Annotated in this window: 13 protein-coding genes; 11 read left to right on the forward strand and 2 right to left on the reverse strand. The window is 45.7% G+C overall.

What is annotated here, in order from left to right:
* Positions 1 to 16: 16 nt before the first annotated feature.
* The gene (locus AB432_RS04365) at positions 17 to 1,246 is read left to right on the forward strand and encodes an efflux RND transporter periplasmic adaptor subunit (RefSeq protein ID WP_048031200.1); all 1,230 of its coding nucleotides are present in this window, start codon (positions 17 to 19) and stop codon (positions 1,244 to 1,246) included.
* A gap of 61 nt (positions 1,247 to 1,307) precedes the next feature.
* Here AB432_RS04365 and AB432_RS04370 read toward each other — a convergent pair whose 3' ends face one another.
* Positions 1,308 to 1,883, reverse strand: coding sequence for a GNAT family N-acetyltransferase (locus AB432_RS04370; RefSeq protein WP_048031201.1), 576 nt, complete (start codon positions 1,881 to 1,883; stop codon positions 1,308 to 1,310).
* Positions 1,884 to 2,081: 198 nt separating this feature from the next.
* Between AB432_RS04370 and AB432_RS04375 the strand changes: the two genes are divergently transcribed.
* The 5 genes from AB432_RS04375 to AB432_RS04395 all read left to right on the forward strand — a co-directional run bounded on the left by AB432_RS04375 (position 2,082) and on the right by AB432_RS04395 (position 7,994).
* Positions 2,082 to 3,089: an ABC transporter substrate-binding protein gene (locus AB432_RS04375; protein ID WP_048031202.1), complete on the forward strand. Its 1,008-nt coding sequence runs from the start codon at positions 2,082 to 2,084 to the stop codon at positions 3,087 to 3,089.
* Positions 3,090 to 3,265: 176 nt separating this feature from the next.
* Positions 3,266 to 4,033 carry an ABC transporter ATP-binding protein gene (locus tag AB432_RS04380; protein ID WP_048031203.1) on the forward strand — a complete coding sequence of 256 codons (768 nt, stop codon included), beginning with the start codon at positions 3,266 to 3,268 and terminating at the stop codon, positions 4,031 to 4,033.
* A 13-nt stretch (positions 4,034 to 4,046) separates the two neighbouring features.
* Positions 4,047 to 5,924: an FtsX-like permease family protein gene (locus AB432_RS04385; protein ID WP_048031204.1), complete on the forward strand. Its 1,878-nt coding sequence runs from the start codon at positions 4,047 to 4,049 to the stop codon at positions 5,922 to 5,924.
* A gap of 211 nt (positions 5,925 to 6,135) precedes the next feature.
* Complete coding sequence (locus AB432_RS04390) at positions 6,136 to 6,759, forward strand: hypothetical protein (protein ID WP_048031205.1); 624 nt, start codon at positions 6,136 to 6,138, stop codon at positions 6,757 to 6,759.
* Positions 6,760 to 7,535: 776 nt separating this feature from the next.
* On the forward strand, positions 7,536 to 7,994 hold the full coding sequence (locus AB432_RS04395; RefSeq protein WP_235617724.1) for a DUF3888 domain-containing protein: 459 nt from the start codon (positions 7,536 to 7,538) through the stop codon (positions 7,992 to 7,994).
* Between the two features lie 110 nt (positions 7,995 to 8,104).
* Here the strand turns inward: AB432_RS04395 and AB432_RS04400 are convergent, their stop codons facing one another.
* Positions 8,105 to 8,920, reverse strand: a complete 816-nt coding sequence (locus tag AB432_RS04400; protein WP_048031206.1) for a DUF4097 family beta strand repeat-containing protein — start codon at positions 8,918 to 8,920, stop codon at positions 8,105 to 8,107.
* A gap of 387 nt (positions 8,921 to 9,307) precedes the next feature.
* Between AB432_RS04400 and AB432_RS04405 the strand changes: the two genes are divergently transcribed.
* The 5 genes from AB432_RS04405 to AB432_RS04425 all read left to right on the forward strand — a co-directional run bounded on the left by AB432_RS04405 (position 9,308) and on the right by AB432_RS04425 (position 16,529).
* Entirely contained in the window at positions 9,308 to 10,327 is a 1,020-nt protein-coding gene (locus tag AB432_RS04405; RefSeq protein WP_048031207.1) for an ABC transporter substrate-binding protein, read from the forward strand.
* Between the two features lie 20 nt (positions 10,328 to 10,347).
* On the forward strand, positions 10,348 to 12,408 hold the full coding sequence (fhuB, locus tag AB432_RS04410; RefSeq protein WP_082195871.1) for a Fe(3+)-hydroxamate ABC transporter permease FhuB: 2,061 nt from the start codon (positions 10,348 to 10,350) through the stop codon (positions 12,406 to 12,408).
* 112 nt (positions 12,409 to 12,520) lie between these two features.
* A complete protein-coding gene (locus AB432_RS04415; RefSeq protein ID WP_235617613.1) occupies positions 12,521 to 14,110 on the forward strand; it encodes a helix-turn-helix domain-containing protein in 1,590 nt (529 codons plus the stop codon).
* Between the two features lie 117 nt (positions 14,111 to 14,227).
* A complete protein-coding gene (locus AB432_RS04420; RefSeq protein WP_048031209.1) occupies positions 14,228 to 15,247 on the forward strand; it encodes an ABC transporter substrate-binding protein in 1,020 nt (339 codons plus the stop codon).
* A 223-nt stretch (positions 15,248 to 15,470) separates the two neighbouring features.
* Positions 15,471 to 16,529, forward strand: coding sequence for a Delta(5) desaturase DesA (locus AB432_RS04425; protein ID WP_048031210.1), 1,059 nt, complete (start codon positions 15,471 to 15,473; stop codon positions 16,527 to 16,529).
* Positions 16,530 to 16,573 lie beyond the last annotated feature (44 nt).

The raw sequence follows: 16,573 nt of genomic DNA on the forward strand, positions 1-16,573 counted from the left end.
AAGAGGAGGAACCATCATGATCATAAATAAAAGAATCGCGATTGTGGCGTTACTCACCTTCACCTTGATCACAGGCTGCGCAAGCCAGGAGGATGCAGCGACGACTGCTGCCCAACCAGCAGAAACGGTTACCCCTGTACAGGTTGCAGCGGTGGCACCAGGTGTGGTCACATCTGAGTCTGGACTGACTGCGAAATTGGCACCGAGTGAGGAAGTCCAAATGTCTCCAAAAACCGGTGGGAAAATAACGTCTCTACCCGTAAAGCTGGGTCAGCCCGTAACAAAAGGACAATTATTGTTTACACTCGATAAGAATGAGCTGTCAAACACCGTAAGAGAACAAGAAGCAGCTCTCCGAGTGGCAAAAGCGAATTTAAACCAAGCAGGCAGCACCTCTGACCAAGGCTTGGTGGAAGCACAAAATGATTTGACGGAAGCAGAACGAGCGCTTGCTGACGCAAAACTGAATCAACAACGTAATCAGCAGTTGTTTTCGCAGGGAGCGATTGCTGCTGAGAAAATGGATGAGGCAAATACAACGCTCACAAAAGCCCAGATTTCCTATGACAATGCAAAGCAGAAGCTGCAAAGCGCGAAACAAAAAACGGGTGTGCAAGTATCGGCAGCGAGCGTAACGGAGTCTGAGGTCAGACTGCAAAATGCTCGTGAGCAATTGGCGAATGCAACGGTTGTCTCCCCAATCGACGGATTTGTCGCAAGCGTGACCGGAGCAGTAGGGCAGATGGCAGGCCAGCAACCAATCGTGACTGTCGTCAAAACGAATCCACTTGTGGTCAAAGCGAATTTGTCCGAAGCAGATGTGACGAAAGTAAAGGTAGGAACAGTCGTCAAAGTAAACGTGCAATCTACAGGAAAAACGATTGATGCAAAAGTAACGGCGATTAGTCCAGTCATGGATTCTCAGCTCAAAGCCTATCCAGTAGAAATCACGATCCCGAATGCTTCCCATGAATTGAAGTCCGATATGGTCGTGAATGTTACCTTCCCGCAAGATTCAGCAGGAGGGAAGTCACTGGTTATCCCTCGCAAGGCGGTATTTGATCGTGAAGGCAGACAATACGTGTTCAAGCTGGAAGGGGAAACAGCCAAGCAAGTGGAGGTGTCGACGGGTAACTCGACAAGCGAGTTGATTGAAATAGTATCCGGCCTAGCAAATGGAGATAAAGTCGTGGTAAAAGGACAGACGCTGCTTGCAGATGGCGGCAAGGTGAGTATTCAGGAGTAAGCAGAAATGCAAGCAAAAGAGGCGGAGAAGATCCGCCTCTTTTGCTTATCAAATGGAAAAATTAAAAATCAATGCCCCGAACCTTTGCGTATACCATCGTGTCACGTAACGTACCATCGATGCTGCGCTCGTCTTTTCGAAGGATTCCTTCTAAGATAAATCCTGACCGTTCAGCGACGCGGGAGCTTGCTATATTTCGAGAATCACATCGGATGACGATACGGTTTGCTTGCAGCTCACGGATCGCAAAGCTCGTAATACCAGCTACTGCCTCGGTAATGTAACCTTGTCCCCTACATGATGTGCGAACCCAATAACCGATCTCAAATTTTCTTGCATCCCAATCAATCTGGTGTAGACCGCTACAGCCAATTAGCTGACCAGAGTGTTTATCGAACAGATGGAGGCGGAGATCAGAACGCTCCAAAAATTTCAGTCTTGCTTGACGAACGTTGACCTCAGACTTTTCTTCTGTGGGAAGACTTTGTGCCCAGGGCATCCACGGACGCAAATCTTCTATACTTTCCGTCAGTGCCAGGTGAACCATTTGACCATCTCCGGCCAAGGGAGCGCGGATGTGTAGACGACTCGTTTCAAAACTCTCGGGAAAGGAAAGTAAGAGTGGTTCGATGGACAATTTGATCACTCCTGACAAGAAATTTATTCCAAATAGTAACACAAAGCATACATGCATGGTAAGGTAAACAGCACCAAAACCACTCGGGCGATTGACAGTAAAAATACTCTTTGTTATAGTTTCATCGATAATGATAATCAATGTCGACAAAGGTATTACTTACATCTATTTTACAAACGTACATAAGGGAGGCTCATCATGCCTACGAACCAAACAGTAAAAGCTGTCCTTGCTGTCATTTTTGTGTTCTCGCTTTTTTTGACGGCATGCGGTGGAGCCAATACGGCAACGCCAGCACCCGCGACAGCTTCTGCTTCCAAGCTAGCTGACAAGTCAACAGAAGCCCCTGCTGAGAACAAAATGCGCCGCATCGAAACACCAAAAGGAACGATTCAAATTCCTGACAAGCCACAACGTATTGTGACTGACTATTACGCAGGCGAGTTGATTGCAGTAGGCGGAAATGTAGTCGGTGCAGAGACGGAAGCTTTCAAAAGCCCGTTTACCGTGGAACAATTAAAAAATGCGCAGGACGTGGGTAGCCCGCTGATCAATGTGGAGAAAACATTAGAACTCGCTCCTGACCTCATTGTCGTCATGTATGACGACAATTATGAAGCCCTGTCCAAAATCGCTCCAACCGTTTATCTCCCCTTCGGTACGGCGACAAACATTTACGATACAGTCAAATTGTTTGGAGAAGTGGTTGGCGATAAAGAAAAGGCTGACAGGTTCATCGCAGACTTTGACAAGAAGGCAGCCGAGGGTCGCGAAAAGCTGAAAGGCATCGTGGATGAGAATGCGACTGTCGGTCTCTACGAACTGACCAACAAAGGAGATTTGTGGATATTCGGTGACAACGCAGGCCGCGGTGGTCAAACGGTGTACAATGCATTGAAGCTGAAAATGCCACACGCAGACAAATCCAAAGAGCAAACCGTACAACTGTCCATGGAAACTTTGCCAGAATATGCGGCAGATTACATGTTCGTGACTTTCTACAATCCGGAAAAAAATAGCGAAGCCTTGAAAACCTTACAGGCGTCCGCTGTCTGGAATGCGACCTCTGCTGCCAAAAACAATCAGATTTTCTACAACGACTACGATACATTCTATCGCTATGACCCAATCGCGATCACAGCACAAATTGATATGATCGTAGATATGCTGATCAAAAGACACGAAGAGAACAAAAGTAAAAAATAGCTTACAACGGAAGCCATCCCTCGTCGGATGGCTTTTCTTCGTCTCGCGTAATAAACCTTACAAAATGTAAAGGTAACTGTAAGGAACATCAATAGCTCCTATTCTGGAATTTGGTTACAGTTAATAGCGACGGAAACAACGAACGCTAGCCAATAGATAGAATGGAGGAACGTAGCATGAGTACTGCTGTACTAGAAGTAAAAGACGTTCAAAAAATATATGGGACAAAAGGTGAGAGCCAGTCGCATGCCTTAAAAGGCGTATCGCTGACCATAGATAAAGGAGAGTTCGTGGGAATCATGGGGCCATCCGGTTCGGGTAAAACGACTCTGCTTAACGTGATTTCCACACTGGATCGTCCTACGGAAGGCTTTATTGAAATTGCGGGAACGAACATTACACAGATGAAGCGTAACCAGCTCGCAGATTTTCGCTCGCAAAAGCTCGGCTTTATCTTTCAAGATTTCAATCTGCTAGAGAATTTGTCCGTGTACGAGAACATTGCATTACCGCTGTCCCTGCAAGGTGTCCCTTCCAAAGAGATCAGCAACAAAGTAAGTAAAGTGGCACAAACACTCGGGATCGAAGAGATTTTGCCAAAATATCCGGTTCAAATTTCCGGGGGACAAAAACAACGCGCCGCAGCAGCACGCGCACTTGTGCATGATCCGGCGATTTTGCTGGCGGACGAACCGACAGGCGCCCTCGACTCGAAGAATGCGAAAAGCTTGCTGGAAACGATGACAGATTTGAACGAGAACCACCAAGTATCAATCATGATGGTTACACATGATGCTTTTTCAGCGAGTTATTGCAAACGTATCTTGTTCATTCAGGACGGCAAGCTGTACACCGAGATTCAACGTACGGGGGATCGTCAGCAATTTTTCAAACAAATTCTGGATGTACTGGCCGAGCTGGGTGCATCACATGATGTACGCTAGGAGGTAACGTTTCATGCTTTTCAAGCTATCCTTGTCCAGTATGCGGAAGATGATGAAGGACTATCTGGTTCTGCTCGTGGGTCTGGTCATCTCCATTTCGATTTTTTACATGTTCCAGACGCTGGCCCTCAATTCTGATTACACGAAAAACAACTCGATGATCTCTTCGATTCAGATCGTTTTCAATGTAGGGGCATTCCTGCTGGCGTTTATCACGATTTTTTATATCTTCTATGCCAACTCATTTCTACTCTCGCTACGGCGCAAAGAGCTCGGAATGTACATGGTCCTAGGGGCGAAGAAGGGGAAAATCAGTCAGATTTTGTTCCTGGAAACATTGACGATGGGGATCATTTCCCTGGTGATCGGTAGTCTGGTTGGTATTGCGCTTGCAAGCGGTATTGGCGTTTTGCTCATGAACCTGCTGGAGATTTCCACGGATGGGTACTATCCTTTTTATCTGCCAGCGATTTGGATGACATGGGGATTCTTCCTCATCCTGTTTATCATCACATCCACGATCAATGCGGCTCGTTTGGCTCGTGCAACTGAGCTCGCTCTCATCCGTGCCGAGCAACAGAATGACAAAATCAAGTCAAAAGGAATCGGAGCGGTTTTGGTCGCTATCCTTGGCGTTATCCTGTTGGCTCTGGGCTATACATGCCTGCACTTGATTATGTACCTGCAAGCACTCGGCTTTATCGTAGGCGCTATTTCATGCACAATCGGGACGTACTTGATATTCATCTCGTTGCTGCCCGTTCTTGTACAGGCTTTGAAGAAAAATAAAAAGCTGAATGATAGCAAGTTGAACGCATTCACCTTTGCTCAACTGCGCTTTCGGGTGAACAACCTGACCAAAATCCTTGGTACAGTAGCCATGCTGATCGGGCTTGGTGTCGGGGCGATGGCAGGGGGCTTGGCCTTCCAGCAAAACGTCAATTTGTTTACCACGGTGTTCCATGTGTATGACGTGAATCTGCATGATCCGGTAGAAGCGGATTATCAGGCATTGAAAAAAATGAACGTCATGGAGCAAAATACGTATCGATACAAAGTCGACGATAAGGCGTATTACTACTTGAAGGAAGACTTGCTGGCAAATCCGCTGTTGCTTTCCACGAACAGCATTCAAAATTACTCTGCTGACAACAAGCCAAAACTTGTGACAGATCCGCTTCCGAAAGAAACGTATATCGTTAGTGCGTCAAAAGAAGACAAAGGTAAATACGATGCCATTCCTGAGGATTGGGACAAAGCGATATTCACCAACTTTATCAACTACCAGATGATTGAGGGCAAATCTGTTCTGGTTGTGGATCAGGCGACGTATGAGCAAACCGCTGGAAGTGAACACAAGGTTCTCCTTGCCCAGGTAGACGACTATTTGAAATACACGCAGGAATTAAAAGCAATGGATGAGCGTCAAAAGCAAATGATTGGGTCTATCACAAATGTGGAAACGAAAGACGTATACACATCTTCCAAATACAGCACGTATGCGGGCATGTATATTTTCACAAGCGGGACGATGTTCATGGGCTTCTTCCTCGGAATAGCCTTCCTGGCGATGATGGCGAGCTGCCTGATGTTCAAAATCTTGTCCGGTGCTTCCCGTGACAAAGACCGCTACAGCATGCTGCGAAAAATCGGCGTACGTCAATCGTTGCTCGTAGGTTCGATCTATAAAGAGCTGTTTATGGTATTCATTTTCCCGGCGATAGTCGGTCTGATGCACGTATTGATCGGTATGGAGATGTTCTCGTTCATCCTCTTGGACCCGTATCTGAACATCTGGATTCCAACGCTGATTTTCGTTGTGATCTATGCGATTTACTATTACATCACGGTTCAGCTTTATCGTGGAATTGTGTTGCCAAAAGAAGCGTAATTTTAAAGGAAAAAATCCTCCTCATTAGAGGGGGATTTTTTCTTTTTTATGGAGCGCTTCTTCTGTTCTTGGGAACGAACGTACCTGCATGGGATAAGCTATATGACCATTGAACTTTAATAAAAATTTTAAGTTTACCCCACTTTATATTTTAGAAGTTTTTTCTAACTTATACCTAGGAAAGAAATCATAAACGCGAAGGAGAATTGATATGAAAATAAACCTTAAAAAAACATCAGTACGTTTGACAGCTTTAGGATTGGCTACTGCGATTTCCCTATCTGGAGCTTTAGTAGTAAGTGCAAATGAAAACCCAACTCAAAAGACTGTAGCTCAAAACCAAGAATTGTATGCAGGAACTTACAAAAAGCTCTCAGCTTCCGAAGCTCTTGCCGACAAGGCTGTGAAAGCAGCAATGGATAACGTCTATGTACAGTTTCCAGAAACAAAATCTTATGAGATCGTTGCTTATCAAGATGTGGTTTCAAAAGGTGAGTATGATAAGTATGTTATTAGACTTGAAAAAGATTCAAACAACTTTTTTCACTTTGCAATAGATTCGAAAACGGGGAACCTTAGCTATACCATACAATCATTGGATGCTGCTACAGTTCTATCATACCCAAATGTAAAATCCGCGGTAGATAAATTCTATGCCTCACATCCAGAAGCAAAATCCTACGTGATTTCAAATGCCAATATTGTAGACAACTTTGTAGGCAAATTTAGCAGATATAACCTTACGTTTACTGGAAAAGATCCCAAACAATCTATCACTATTGGAATAGATGTGAAAACGGGAGAGATTATACCTACAAAGAAGCAAGAGCTCTAGGAAATAGTGTTGTAGACTGAACCTGTTGAAATGCCAAAGTTGTTTTGGAGTGAGGCTATCTAGAAAGTCGGCTTAGACTGACTTTCTAGATAGCCCCTTTACGTTTTATCACGACCATAAGGCTTTGGTTTTTTGAACTATCCTGCCCATAGTGTAATGATCCTGCGAGTCTAAGTGTTCAAAGAAAATAAAGTTTTAGACTGACTTTCGGACATTACGCTAACGGGCAGTGTAGTTCGAAGCTGTCGGTTGCCGAAAACTTTATTCCATTCCCAACAAAGAAAAAACCCAATGCAATTGCATTGGGTTCAAACATTGGTACAACCGCGTTCGCCAAGTAACCGACGTCCATGCAGCCCCATCTGAACAGCAAACCCGGGTAGACCAACAGAGCTTAGAGGGAGACTAGCTCTGCGAGCTAATAGTTTTGACAAATTATATCGCCTTTCTCCAATAACTTACAGATGATTTGGGATGCCCTGTCTTTCATCATGGAGTGCATGTAACTGTTGTCTTGAGAGTCAATGGGGTATACCTTTCCTGTAAAATTAGACCTCAGGGCATTGGATGTTTAGCAAAGAGAACTAATATGCATGCTATTTCTATTTTTATCCATATCACGCTAACGGGTTCGATAGTTGCATAACAGTAAGAACCAGAGCTGCCTTGTGAGGCAGCTTCTTTCATTAACCAACGGGCAGGAATCCTCATTATGGGTATGTCAATTTTCGTCAAGTAAATAATACCCATGGGAGGAGATGAATGGCTTGAAAAAAATGCTAAGCTTGCTTTCTATACTATTCATGTTTTTACAGGTACCTTCACAGACTAATGCTTCCAATCTAGAGGTGAATATCAAACAGATAAAGGATTTACAAGATGTTTTTATTACGACTTTGGACCCTCATATCTCTAAAGCTATTAGAGAATACTACAAAGTGAAAGGCATACCAATGAGAAGTTATGCATTATGGGATGCCAAAATTCTTGAAATACAACGGTTAGAGGAAGGTAGTTTTTCGTTTAAAGTAACTATACAAATCCGAACCTATACAGGGACACATAATCCACCAGAAGGTGTAGAGACAATGACGTTCAATATCAGTCCTTTTGGAGTAAAATTACTTGAATTTGTCCATCATGAAGGGGAACCCCAAGACTTCCTAACTGGGGATAAAATTGGTTCTTGCTTTGCCTGTTCAGTTATTCCACTAACGGGTTCGATAGTTCAATGAGTCAGTCTAAAACTCTATTATTAATGAACATCTGTCCGTTGTTCTAAAAATGGATGCTAACAATACCAGGCCTGATCATGATTATGGCAAGCCTGGTACGATGATGACACTTAATTTTTGAATAGAATTTCGCCCACCTGTGTGGAAATGTTGAGCGTTGCATTCCCGGATTGAGCCTCACCCACATATCCATTGAGTTCTTTGGAAACAACCGATGTGGTATTTGTTGCTTTTTCAAGATTAACCTGGTTATCGATATTTCCCATTTCTGTTGATAAATTTACATATAGAGGTGCTAATTGATCCGGTAGAGCGAATTCGACGTTTCCAAGGTTAGTAGATATGTTACTGCTTTCCTTGCCAATTACATCCGTTACGGTGATGTTGCCAGCATTGCTGCTCACATTTAAATGTTGGACTGATAATTCTGACTCAATGAATATGTTGCCAACTTCATTATCTATCTCAAGGGATTTGAAGTCTTTATAAGGAAGATGGATCGTTAAGGATGGCAATGGCTCCGTATTTATGAACTTCTTTTGTTCCTGTTTAAGCATAATCTGTAATGTTCCATCTTGGATCGACGTAGTCACGTTGGTATCCATTCCTTTTGAATTGCCCTTGGATAATTCCCATTCTGCTTGAGTGATTTGTTTGTCTCCTATGACTTTAACTATGGCAGCGTTACTCTGAATTTTTAGGGAATGAATGTTAGTTACATCTATTTGAGAAATATCTCCTTTTACTGCATTCGAGACATTCTTCATATCCGATGTTTCTGAATTTGCAATTGTGTTCGTCGGTATAGAAGCGTTTTGCTGGGACGAACTTTGTGCACTAGTGACGGAGGATTCCTTCGTACATCCAGCGATTCCGATACTGGCAGCGGCCAGGAGAATCATTGCTAACTTCATGTTCTTGTTCAAACGTTTATCTTCCTTTCTTCTGCATGCTAAACAGATCATCATTTTAAATTACGTGATCCGTATGTACATTAATCGTACAGTGGTTAGAAAGATTTGGTAACGGACTCTGGCTTGAATAAGAACTGGACTTAAGTCTAGAAAGAGCCTCCGCCTTTAAACCTAGAGGCACCGTTCAACTAACGGGATCGATAGCGTAATAAAACAGCGGCGAGTCTAAGACTTTTTTTCAGGTCTTAGGTCGCTGCTGTTTTATTAAGACTTTGAACACATCTTACCGTTGACAAAGATAATGATAATCATTATCATAATCAATGGTTGATTGGAAATCATGTCCATCATCCTTTCTCATTCGATGTAACACCCAGAAAAGTAAGGGGGAATTTTTTCATGCGTCTTATGAAATTACCAGTAATGCTTGTATTTTTGTCTGCGATGCTGTTACTCGCTGCTTGCGGCAATGCAGGGTCAACTGCACAATCTGGTTCCAACCAAGCTGCTACAGCTCAGCCTGACGCGGCGAAGCCTGCTGAAGAGCAAGTGCGCACAGTGAAGCACATGATGGGAGAGTCGACTATCAAAGGCACTCCTAAGCGTATCGTTGCATTGGAATGGAGCTCAGCAGAGCATTTGTTGGCTCTTGGTATTCAGCCTGTAGGGATTGCAGATATTCCAAATATGAAAAAATGGGTGAAGCTCCCTGTGGAGATTGCTCCAGAAGTAGTGGATGTAGGGAGTCGTACTTCACCGAACCTGGAATCGATCATGATGTTGAAGCCAGATTTGATTATCGGTATTAAACGAAATGTAGAAGCGAATTACGACGAAATGAGCAAAATTGCCCCAACGATTGCTTTTGATACGAATCCTGCTGAAGGGCAGGGATCACAGTATGATCGAATGATCGAGATCTTCAAGCAAATTGCGGATATCACAGGTAAAAATGCAGAAGCCGAAGCCGCTTTGAAAGACCTCGACAAGACTTATGCAGAAGCAAAAGAAAAGCTGACCAAAGCTGGTGCAGATAAAGTTCCATTCGTCCTCGCAATGGGCTACAGCAGTCAAAATGCAGTAGAATTCCGTTTGTCTACGGATAACTCTACAGCAGCAAGCATCTTGATTAACATTGGTCTGACAAATAAGTATAAGCCTAAGAAATTTGAGCAAACAGGAATGACACTGGCAGATGTGGAGGCACTTCCAGCGTTGCAGGATGCGAATTTCCTCCATATCATTCAAAATGATGACAACGTGATTGAGAATCAATTGAAGAACAACCCGGTTTGGAACGGTCTCACTTTTGTGAAAGAAAATCGCGTCTATGCTCTGGGCGGAGATCTGTGGCCGTATGGTGGTACCATGTCTGCAAAGATTCTCGCGAATAAAGTTGTAGATCTGTTGGCAAAATAATGAGTTTAGCCAAACATAAAATGTTTACACGAACTGACATCACTCCAGCCACTTCCTCACAAAGAGGGGGCTGGAGATTGTTCTTGATGTTAGGGAGTGGACTTGTCGCTCTGTTAGTGCTTACATTTGTCAGTTTGACACAGGGGATGGCAGACATTTCTCTGCGTTCTGTCGTACAGGCCATTATTGCTCCGCAAGACATTTCTGATCACCATATGATACAAGGTGTCAGGCTTCCAAGAACGGTCATGGGGCTTTTGTCTGGTGCAGCATTGGCTATTGCCGGGGCATTGATGCAGACGGTGACACGAAACCCGCTCGCTTCGGAAACGACCTTGGGGGTAAACGCGGGTGCCTATTTCTTCGTGGTGTTCGGGATGGTTTTTTGGCCATCATTCTTGCATGAACATCCGCTTCCATTTGCAATGGCGGGTGGAATACTTGCAGCCGTTACCGTATACTTCATGTCTGGCGGGCGCAAGGGTACGCCAGTGCGTGTGGCATTGTCCGGGATGATTGTCACCTTGGTGTACTCCTCTTTGACGAGTGCCATCATCTTGTTTAATGAAGAAACGACAAACGGCATTTTCCTCTGGGGTTCAGGCTCCTTGAAGCAAAATGACTGGTCAGGTGTAGAATTCAGTTGGCCTTGGATTGTAGCTGGGATTTTGGTCAGCTTTTTCATGGCCAGACAGCTCGATGTACTTAGCCTTAATGAAGAGACGGCGAAATCATTGGGGCAAAAGGTGGCAAAAACACGGCTTTTCACCATGTTTATTGCGATCTTGGTTACGTGCGTTAGTGTCAGTGTGGTCGGGCCTATCGGTTTCATCGGACTCGTGGCTCCGCATCTGGTGCGATTGTCCGGTATCACGCAGCATAGATGGCTGCTGCCGCTATGTGCCATCTGGGGGGCAGCGCTGCTTGTCGCTTCCGATACGATTGCACGTATGTTTATCAATCATTATGGTGAACTCCCGGCAGGAGCCATCACGGCAGCTATTGGCGGACCATGGCTGATCTGGCTGGCTTTGCGTGTCTCGCGCAGTATGACTGCTGGGACTGGAGGCTCGATGAGTGTCGGTGGAGCACAACGCAAAGTTTCGTATCCGTTGATTGTGTGCACGCTTGCTGTTCTGCTCGTGGTCGCTTGGATGCTTAGCCTGTCTAGCGGAAACTTGTACTTGCCGTGGACCGAGATCATCGCCATTTTCATGGGACAAGGAAATGAGATGTACAGTCAATTGGTGTTTGAGCTTCGGATGCCACGACTGTTGACAGCGATGTTGGCAGGTGTGGCACTCGCGATCAGCGGAAGTCTCATGCAGAGTGCAGTACGTAATCCGCTTGCAGATCCGCAGATTGTCGGTGTAACAAGCGGTGCGGGTGTAGGGGCGATTATCGTGCTCCTCGTGTTCCCTCAACTATCGGCTTGGATGCCGCTTGGGGCTGTTGCAGGCGGAATCATCTCTGCTGCGATTGTATACGCGGTCTCTTGGAGAAGGGGACTCAATCCAATCATCTTGACGCTAGTAGGTATTGCGGTTTCTGCCGCAGGTGCCGCCCTTATCAATATTTTGATCGTACATTCTATGATCTTGGCAGCGCCTGCACTCACTTGGCTGGCAGGAAGTACATACGGGCGGGGATGGATGGAAGTAGGCCGACTTTTGCCAACGATCCTCGTCTTAGCACCGATCGCGTGGTGGTTAGGACGTCGGGTGGACCTCTTGTCATTTAACGACGAGAGCTCGACTGGATTGGGGTTAAAGGTGCGGATGACGAGGTTGTCTGTGGCACTCATTGCCGTGCTGCTCGCTTCAGCAGCAGTTGCCAGTGTCGGAGCTGTAGGGTTTATCGGTCTTCTCGCTCCGCATGCAGCACGTATGCTTGTTGGACCTCATCATCGCCGTGCGGTCGTCGTCTCAGCCATGCTTGGAGCTGTATTGTTGGCTGCTTCTGATTTGCTGGGGAGGATCGTCATGATCCCGAAAGATATTCCGGCGGGGGTCGTAGTGGCGTTGCTAGGCGCGCCCTATCTGTTCTTGCTGATGTTCCGTTCGAGTCGTTCCTCACAATAGACAGGCAGGTACTTGCCAAATAGAAAGATCTCCAACATGATGAAAGTAGAACAGGCTGATTCTGGCAATCAGCTTGTCTACTTTTTCTTGTTATTTCCGGCGATAGAAGGATGTGAATCTGTTGATGATGAATCAAGATTATCCTGGCTTTTTGATGACCGCCTTTCGCAAACAGCGATTGAAAAATTTTCACCTGCGTCAGGTGGAGGTAAACACCCATGTCCTTTGCTATGTGGTAGAAGGAAGTGCAGAGATTACGGTTGATGGTCAAAAGCAGGTGCTCGACGCCGGTAAGCTCTTGTTGTTGCGCCCGACGACGAAGATAGAAGAATTGCGGTTCCAATCAGGGCCGTTGCACATATACAGGCTTCATTTCGTGGAAGCAAGACGCGATCAGTACGAGAGCGCTCCCGAGAGGAAAGAAGTCAAGGTTTTGACTGTCTCTACTCCCGCCTCATTTCTGACGGTATTGGATGAGCTCTCGCAATTGACACGGAAGCGGGACTACTCTTCTTTTTTGCGGAGCCAAGCATTGTTCTACGAGCTGCTTGGTGTTGTTCATGTTGAACAGAAAAAGAAAGAAGAAAAGGGTATTGGAGCGATTGAGGAGACGATCGCCTACATGCAAAAGCACTACCGCGAGCCACTGGAATTGGGGAGCTTGCCCAAACTGGCGGGGTTGACTCCCAGCTCATATTGCCGTGCTTTCAAACGTGTGACGGGAATGACACCTGGGGAGTATTTGACTGGGTTGCGGATGGACCAGGCCAAGGAGCTGCTTGTCCATTCTGGAGGAAGTGTGAAGGATGTGGCTCGTAACGTCGGTTATACGGATGAGCTGTATTTTAGTAGACTCTTCAAAAAACGAGAAGGATTGTCGCCGCAAATATATATGAAGCAAAGTGACCAACGGGTAGTCGTGGTCAGCAAACTATTTTTGCAGGATCATTTTCTTGCGATGGGAATTCAGCCGATTGCTGCCCCCTCCTTCCCGAATTACTTTGAAACGAGGACGGGCTTTCCTTCTTATTTGCAGCAAAAACTGCGCGGGACAAAAGCACTGAATGCAGAGCAATTGATCGATCCGAAAGAGATTTTGACTTTGTCGCCTGATGTGATCGTCAGGATGAATTTTTTCCACAATCGGGAGGCAGGAGACTGGGAGAAAATAAAAGGAACGGTCTCCTTTGACGGCTATCCGAACTGGATTGACTACCAAACCAAATTGGCAACGCTCTTCAAGAAAGAGAGTCAGGCAGAGAAAATCATCAAGCACATCGACAAAGTAGAAAAACAAGCTAGAGATGCACTACTGCCAGTTACACGCACGGGTGAATGGACGATGATTCGCGTCCTTGCAGATGAGGTGCGCCTGTATGGTGTAGAGGGACACGCCCTCGCTGACTTGTTTTATCACAAGCTTGGATTTGCGCCTGACCCGAATGTGACTCACGCGGCCTATCAACCAAATGCCCTCAACGATCTGATCAAATTGAACCCGGAGCGAATCCTCGTGTTCTGGAGTGAACGGGAGCATGTGGCAGCACTGTGGAACAACCCGCTGTGGAGAGACTTGCGTGCAGTGCGGGAAAACAAAGTGTACCATCCCGCCAATCACGAATGGGACCCATGGGGACCGTTTGGCAGAGAACATACGATTCAAAGGAGCACAGCGTATTTTCTCCAGGTTGCTCAGGGGTAATCTGGTCCATGGCAATTAGACAATCACGTCCATAGAAAAGTAAGAGGAGTCTCTATATACTATCAATTGATAATTGTTATCAATAAGTTGATAAGCAGAAGTGGGGGCATTCTCGATATGAAAAGTAAGACCAGTTTACGTACCATGCGCCACATCATGACCAGCTTCTTCGCGCTGTGCTTACTGGTTGTCCTTGCCGGTTGCGGAGGCAATGCCAACCAAGCTCAACAAGCGCCAGTTGCATCGGGAACGACGACTGAGGCTACTCCAGCACCAGCGGATTCCAATGAAGTGCGTGAAGTGAAACATGCAATGGGTACCACCCCGATTAAGGGAACACCAGAACGCGTGGTTATTTTAACCAATGAAGGTACGGAAGCTTTGCTAGCACTTGGCGTCAAGCCAATCGCTGCTGTACAGTCCTGGGATGAAGATCCTTGGTATCCTCACATCAAGGATGAGATGACAGGCGTAGAAGTGTTGGGCTTTGAAGACCAGCCGAATCTCGAAGCGATTGTAAGCCTGAGTCCTGATTTGATCATCGGAAACAAAGTACGTCATGAAAAGATTTACGATCAACTGTCCAAAATCGCTCCAACCGTCTTCTCTGAAGAGCTGTCCGGAAGATGGAAAAGCAACTTCACGCTCTATGCAGAAGCACTGAACAAGAAGGCGGAAGGCGAGCAAGTCCTGAAAGAATTCGACGACCGTGTAGCCGCTGCGAAAGCAAAGCTGGGTCCTAAAGCTTCTACAAAAGTATCCGTAGCGAAATTCTCCAAAAAAGGCGTACAAATCTATCAAAAAGATACCTTTAGCGGTGTGCTGCTCGATCAGCTTGGACTCGCACGTCCAGCTTCCCAGGACGTAAACAACTTTGCGGAAATGATCAGCGAAGAAGGCATGTCCGCTATGGACGGCGACATCCTGTTCTACTGGGTAACGGAGCCAACGAAAGAATCCGCAGACATTGCGAACAACGCGAAAAAATGGATGGAAAGCCCAGTCTTCCAATCTCTGAATGTGGCGAAGACCAATCAAGTTTACCAAGTAGACGAAACGGTTTGGAACAAAGCAGGCGGCATCAAGGCAGCGAATTTGCTGCTCGAAGATATCATGAAGCGCCTCGATGTGAAGTAAGAAGAATAAAGAGTCAAAGCCAAGGACCTCATCCGAAGTATGGATGGGGTCTTTTTACTAAACCTAAATTTTCCATTCCTTTGTTCAACCATGACATTTGTCATGTCCTCGACTTGACGTTTATGACTACAGCGGACAGACTCTATTTTCTACAATAAGGGTAGAATAAGGCGTACGGCGCATTCCATGTCTCTATGCGCTTTGAACGAGGAGGAAACAATTGATGCATAAAGCCAATATTGCCGAGTTGAAAAAGAATGTTGCCCCCTTTGAAAAATCAGACATGAAAAAGAGTATCCGACAGCTAATCAATACACTAGTTCCGCTGATTCTACTCTGGTACGGTGCTTATCTCAGTCTGTCTGTGTCCTATTGGCTCACGCTGCCTATCGTCATTGTTGCAGCAGGCTTCGTCATCCGTACCTTCATCATTTGCCACGATTGCTGCCACCAATCCTTTTTCAAAAATCGCCTGGCAAATGACATCGTGGGGACGATTACAGGTGTGATTACCCTTGTTCCGTATGAACAATGGAAAAATAGTCACAATATTCACCATGCAACGAGCAGCAACCTCGACAAACGAGGCGTAGGCGATCTGTGGATGTTGACTGTTAATGAATATCTCGAAGCTCCAACCTGGCGAAAAATTGCTTATCGGTTGTATCGTAATCCGATCGTTATGTTTGGTTTGGGTCCTATTTTTGTCTTTTTGCTTCAATATCGTTTTAATGTAAAGCGAGCTCGCCGCAAAGAGCGGATGAATACGTATTTGACGAATGTGCTGCTGGTCGGTCTTTATACGCTCTTAATCTGGGCGGTTGGCTGGCAAGCATTCCTGCTGATTCAAGGTCCGATCTTTTTTGTCTCAGGATTGTTTGGGATTTGGCTGTTTTATGTGCAGCATACGTATGAGGATTCGTACTTTGAGAACGAAGAAGAGTGGAGCTACGTGAAAGCAGCAGTAGAAGGAAGCTCTTACTACAAGCTGCCGAAGGTGCTGCAATGGATCACAGGCAATATTGGTTTTCACCACGTCCATCACTTAAGCCCACGTGTACCGAATTACAACCTGGAAAAAGCACATAACGAGACACCGCCGCTTCAGAAGGCGACAACGATTACACTGGCGGCCAGCGTGCAGTGCCTGCGTTTTCATTTATGGGATGAGAGCAACAAGCGTTTTGTGAGCTTCAAAGGCATCAAGCGGTTGGCTGCTGCTCGATCCGAAGCGATCATGGATGCACTTAAAGGCACCCAAACGAGTTTGGAAGGAAAATAAGCCTGCCATAAACCTTTGAATTCCGATACACTTGAGAGAGTGGC

The sequence above is a fragment of the Brevibacillus brevis genome (assembly GCF_001039275.2).
GTDB lineage: Bacteria > Bacillota > Bacilli > Brevibacillales > Brevibacillaceae > Brevibacillus > Brevibacillus brevis_C.

Coding starts and splice junctions, on each gene's coding strand:
- AB432_RS04385 (WP_048031204.1), top strand. CDS start 4,047: ATGCTTTTCAAGCTATCCTTGTCCAGTATGCGGAAGATGATGAAGGAC.
- AB432_RS04365 (WP_048031200.1), top strand. CDS start 17: ATGATCATAAATAAAAGAATCGCGATTGTGGCGTTACTCACCTTCACC.
- AB432_RS04425 (WP_048031210.1), top strand. CDS start 15,471: ATGCATAAAGCCAATATTGCCGAGTTGAAAAAGAATGTTGCCCCCTTT.
- AB432_RS04405 (WP_048031207.1), top strand. CDS start 9,308: ATGCGTCTTATGAAATTACCAGTAATGCTTGTATTTTTGTCTGCGATG.
- AB432_RS04375 (WP_048031202.1), top strand. CDS start 2,082: ATGCCTACGAACCAAACAGTAAAAGCTGTCCTTGCTGTCATTTTTGTG.
- AB432_RS04380 (WP_048031203.1), top strand. CDS start 3,266: ATGAGTACTGCTGTACTAGAAGTAAAAGACGTTCAAAAAATATATGGG.
- AB432_RS04420 (WP_048031209.1), top strand. CDS start 14,228: ATGAAAAGTAAGACCAGTTTACGTACCATGCGCCACATCATGACCAGC.
- AB432_RS04395 (WP_235617724.1), top strand. CDS start 7,536: ATGCTAAGCTTGCTTTCTATACTATTCATGTTTTTACAGGTACCTTCA.
- fhuB (WP_082195871.1), top strand. CDS start 10,348: ATGTTTACACGAACTGACATCACTCCAGCCACTTCCTCACAAAGAGGG.
- AB432_RS04390 (WP_048031205.1), top strand. CDS start 6,136: ATGAAAATAAACCTTAAAAAAACATCAGTACGTTTGACAGCTTTAGGA.